This window comes from Syntrophorhabdaceae bacterium (assembly GCA_028713955.1).
Taxonomy (GTDB): Bacteria; Desulfobacterota; Syntrophorhabdia; order Syntrophorhabdales; family Syntrophorhabdaceae; genus UBA5609.
This window is the reverse complement of sequence record JAQTNJ010000197.1, coordinates 1-4457: the sequence shown is the minus strand read 5'-3', so window position 1 is coordinate 4457 and position 4457 is coordinate 1. Positions and strand designations below refer to the sequence as shown.

At 53.2% G+C, this 4457-nt stretch carries 3 protein-coding genes; all 3 read right to left on the bottom strand.

Features of this window, described 5'->3' with window-relative positions:
• The coding region (locus PHU49_13520) for a hydantoinase B/oxoprolinase family protein (GenBank protein ID MDD5245027.1) at window positions 1–1684 on the bottom strand (1684 nt) is incomplete at its 3' end.
• Window positions 1684–3783, bottom strand: coding sequence for a hydantoinase/oxoprolinase family protein (locus tag PHU49_13515; protein MDD5245026.1), 2100 nt, complete (start codon window positions 3781–3783; stop codon window positions 1684–1686). The genes PHU49_13515 and PHU49_13520, both read right to left, overlap by 1 nt.
• A 232-nt stretch (window positions 3784–4015) precedes the next feature.
• The coding region (locus tag PHU49_13510; protein MDD5245025.1) for a methylmalonyl-CoA mutase family protein at window positions 4016–4457 on the bottom strand (442 nt) is incomplete at its 5' end.

Genomic DNA, 4457 nt, shown 5'->3' with positions numbered 1-4457 from the left:
CTATATCTATTTTCAGAGTTGCCGGGTCTATGGCCACCCCGTAGTCTTTTTGTGCGCTTTCAATGCTGATATAGCCTTCGATCACGTCATCGACCACCATTTCCGGTTCGCGTTCGAGCGGATTGCCGTATCCTCCTCCGCCAGGGGCATCGATGGTCACCACATCGCCAGGTTTCAACTGTGTTAACCCGTAGGAATTTCCCGGTACTCCGTTCACGAGGAATTGTGCCCTGGTACCTGTTTTCCCGTCAAAAAGTCCCTCTGCAGGATAGGTGTATCTTCCCGCCTGGATCCCCAGGTTGACAGGTGGAATCGGCGCGTATTCATCATCGGGTATTTTGAAGAGCTCCCTTTTTCCAAGACCGCCCTTCATTTTGCCGGGGCCGCCGGAATCAGCGAGAAGCTCCCTCTTTTCCACGATCAGCGGGGTGTCGCTTTCGAATATCTCAACAGGCGTATTGGCGCCGTTGGCCGGGAATATATAGACATAGTTGCCGTCATTGGCGGCGCCCGCCCCCATACCGCCTCCCCGGATGATCACGGAGTGCCATGGTTTCCCGTTTTTCCTTTTCCCGTAGAATACGTTCATTGCCGCAGGTGTGCCTCCGGACCCTGCAATAACACTTTTGGGCAAAACACCGGAAAGGGCACGGTAAATGACCTCGGTCAGAAAATGACCCACCCCCATCCGCGCAGCCACTGCCGCAGGAAATTTGCAGTTCACCACGCAGCCCTCCGGGGCGACAAGCTGTATAGGCCTGGCGCAGCCGTCGTTATTGGGGATATCCGGGGCAAACATGCTTTTCGCTGCCATAAACACATAGGCGTAGGTAAAATTGAAAACCACATTTCCGCCCCAGTCTACCTGTGGGGAGGAACCATCCAGGTCTACCTTGATATCGCTTCCCTTGACCTCAACCTTCGCCTGGATAACGATGTCTTCTTTTCCCTTTGTTTGTTCAATGATGCCTTTCGCATGGTAAATCCCGTCGGGTATCTTTTCGATCTCCTCCCGCATACTTTTTTCAGTGAGGCTGATGATCTGGTCCGCCAGGTCATCGAGGTTATCAAGGTCGCTTTCTTTGAGCATCTGGCGCACCTTCTCGGCGCAGACATGGTTCGCGGCGATCTGCGACCTGACATCACCGATAACCTCGTCCGGGGTCCGCACATTCCAACGGATCATGTCGAGGACCGACTCGTTGAGGACTCCCCCGTGATAGAGCTTCACCAGAGGGATGAAAAGGCCTTCCTCAAAGACATCGTGGTTATCAGAGGCTACCCGGCCGCCGATGTCGGAGTGGTGAAAAACACAGGCAGTGAAGGCGACCAATTGTTCTTTATAAAAGATGGGGCTCATGACGCAGACGTCGTTCAGGTGGCCTGCCAGCGCCCAGGGATCGTTCGTAATAAAGACATCGCCGGGCTGATAATGATCTATAGGAAATTTGTTGACGAGATTTTTAATGCCCAGGGCCATTGCGCCCGACTGGCCTGGGGTGGCAAAGCTCCCCTGTGCCAGTTCCCGGCCCAACCTGTCGGTAAACATACAGGTATAATCGTGGGCATCTCTGAGGAGACTCGAAAATGCAGTGCGGGCAACGCTTGAGTCCGCCTCATCCACAATGGAAATAAGCCTTCGCCATAAGATTTCTAACGTGATCGGATCAAACGTGCGGCCCATTATCGCACCTCCTTAAGATCAATCCAGAGAAATCCGAAATCATCCACCGATATATGAGCGTCCTCACCCACTATGAGGGTTGACTCCTTCTCCTCGATAATTGCCGGACCCGGGAACTTCGCGCCTGGAAAAAGCTTGTACCGGTCATATACTGTGTAGGGTATAAAATCCCTGGCGACAGGTGAGTATGCCGGCCGCTGTCCCTTGATTGCCGTATCAAGAGACTGCCCTTTCCCCCTGCTCAGTTTTGGCAGTTGCAGGAGACGCTCGGGAAGACTTGCTCTGATCTTGAAATTGATGAACTCCACCTCTGATTCAGGATATGTCCTGCCATAAAGTTTCTTATAGACATCGTCAAAAAGATGCCTGATGTCCTCTTTCTGAAGTTTTGCAAAATCTCCCGCGGGTACGGGAATATTGATCTCCGATCCCTGCCCCACGAAACGCATGTCGACGGAGCGCTCATATTGGATTGTGTCTTCTGCCGCCTCCTTCTTCAGTATCTTCCCGGCATCCGCTTCAAGCCCCTTAAATATGTCCTCTATCTCGGTAAAGGCAACATTGGTGAGGGGAACCTTGTGGCTGCGCAAAAGATCAAATGCCCGTGGAGCCGTGAAAAATCCCATGGCCGATCCTACCCCGGCATTGGGCGGCACAAGCATGCGGGGCGCCCCCAGCTTCTTTGCCAGGCCATAGGCGTGAACAGGCCCAGCCCCGCCAAAAGCGGCTATCGTTACGATCTTGGGGTTTCCGCCTTTTTCTGCGATATGTGTCTTTGCCGCTGCCGCCATCGTTTCATTGATAAGGTCATGGATCCCCCAGACGGCCTGGATAAACGAAACCCCGAGAGGCTTTGCAACCTTCTCCTCAACGCCGCGACGCGCGCCGGCCTTGTCAAGCTTCATCGTTCCCCCGAGGAAGTAGTTCTCGTCAAGGTAACCAAGCAGGAGGTCTGCATCGGTCACGCATGGATCTGTGCCGCCGCGCCCGTAACAGATGGGCCCAGGTTCAGCGCCGGAGCTTTCCGGCCCGACCTGGAGAGTACCAAGCTTGCTGATCTTGGCAATGCTCCCGCCCCCGGCACCTATCTCCATCAGGTCGACGACGGGCACCTGTATCGTGAGGCCGCTTCCCTTCATAAATCGTTGTACCCGTCCTACTTCAAAGGTCGGAACAACACCGGCAACCCCCTTCTGGATCAGGCAGGACTTCGCGGTCGTTCCCCCCATGTCGAAACAGAACATCTCCGGGATATTAAAGTGTTTGCCGTAATATTGACCCGCGATGACTGCCGCTGTCGGTCCCGACTCGATGATCCTGACGGGAAATTCTGCCGCTGTCTCGACAGAGGTAACGCCGCCGCTCGAAAGCATAATAAAAAGTTTGCCCTTGAAACCGATCGATGTGAGCCGCCCCGCCAGTTTTGACAAATAGCGTCCTGTGAGGGGCTTGACATAGGCGTTGGTTACGGTTGTACTTGTCCGTTCATACTCTTTGATCTGCGGCAGGACATGGTACGAGATCGAGGTTGAGATCCCCGGGGCTTCCTTTTCGATGATCTCTTCGATCATCTTTTCATGGGTTGGGTTCTCAAAGGAATTTATAAGGCAGACGGCGATCGACTCAACGCCCATGTCTATGAGCTTGCGGACCACCCGTTTTGCATTTTCCGGGTCCAGGGCCTTTATAACGCTCCCGTCACTGCGAACCCTTTCGTCCACTTCGACGCGATACCTCCTGGGGATGAGGGGCCTGGGAAATTCAGCAAATATATCATAGGGGGCGTAACGTATCTCTCTCCCGATCTCCAGGACATCCCTGAAGCCTTTTGTTGTAATGAGCCCTGTCCTTGCTCCCTTTCTCTCGATAATAGAGTTGATGACAAGGGTTGTCCCGTGTATCAACTCATCGAGCTTTCCGACAAAGTCCGGCGTTGCCTCCTCCAGCGCCCTGATCCCTTCTTCAACTGCATCGGAAGGGTCCTGGGGCGTGGTCAGGCACTTGCCGGTCATTATCTCCCCTGTTTGATCGTTGAGCAGGACAAAGTCTGTAAACGTGCCGCCGATATCACAGCCCAGCCGGTAATACTTATCTCTCATAATGTCCTCCAAGGTGTACTAAAAGCACGAAATCCGAATATCGAAATCCGAAAGTCGCGGGTTGCAAGGAAATCGTTGCCTGATACTGCCTATCCGTTTTTCATCCGGTTTGCCATGAGCCCCGGGAATAGAAAACCCGGCACCGATGCTCGCATATGACTCATAGGGTTTTATCTCTCTGCCCTCGGCTCTCCGCTCTCTGCTGCCTTTTTCCCTCACGACTGACAGATCTTTAGAATAGACTTGGTTCGTTAAACTCTCCAAAGATCTCTCTGAAGATGCCCACCATCTCTCCTACGGTAGCATAGGCCTTGCAACACGCAACAAGATAGGGCATCACATTTTTTCCGTCCCGGGTGGCCGATTCCAGGTCCTTCAGCGTTCTCGAAACGTCCTTATCAGAACGCTCCCTCCTGACCTCGCGGAGACTTTCTATCTGTTTCTCCGCCGATTCCCAGTTGTATTCATGGAGCTCCACGTCCATCGATTCTCCTTCTCTGTAAATATTAACACCGACCTTTAAAAGCTCTCCTGACTCAAGTCCCCCTTCTATCTCGAAGGCCTGCCGTGCAACGAGTCTCTGGATAAAACCATCTGCAACGGCCTTTACTATTCCCCCGTATTTTTCGATCTTCTCCATCTCTTCCTCGATCTTCTGCTCCATCTCCTTCGTG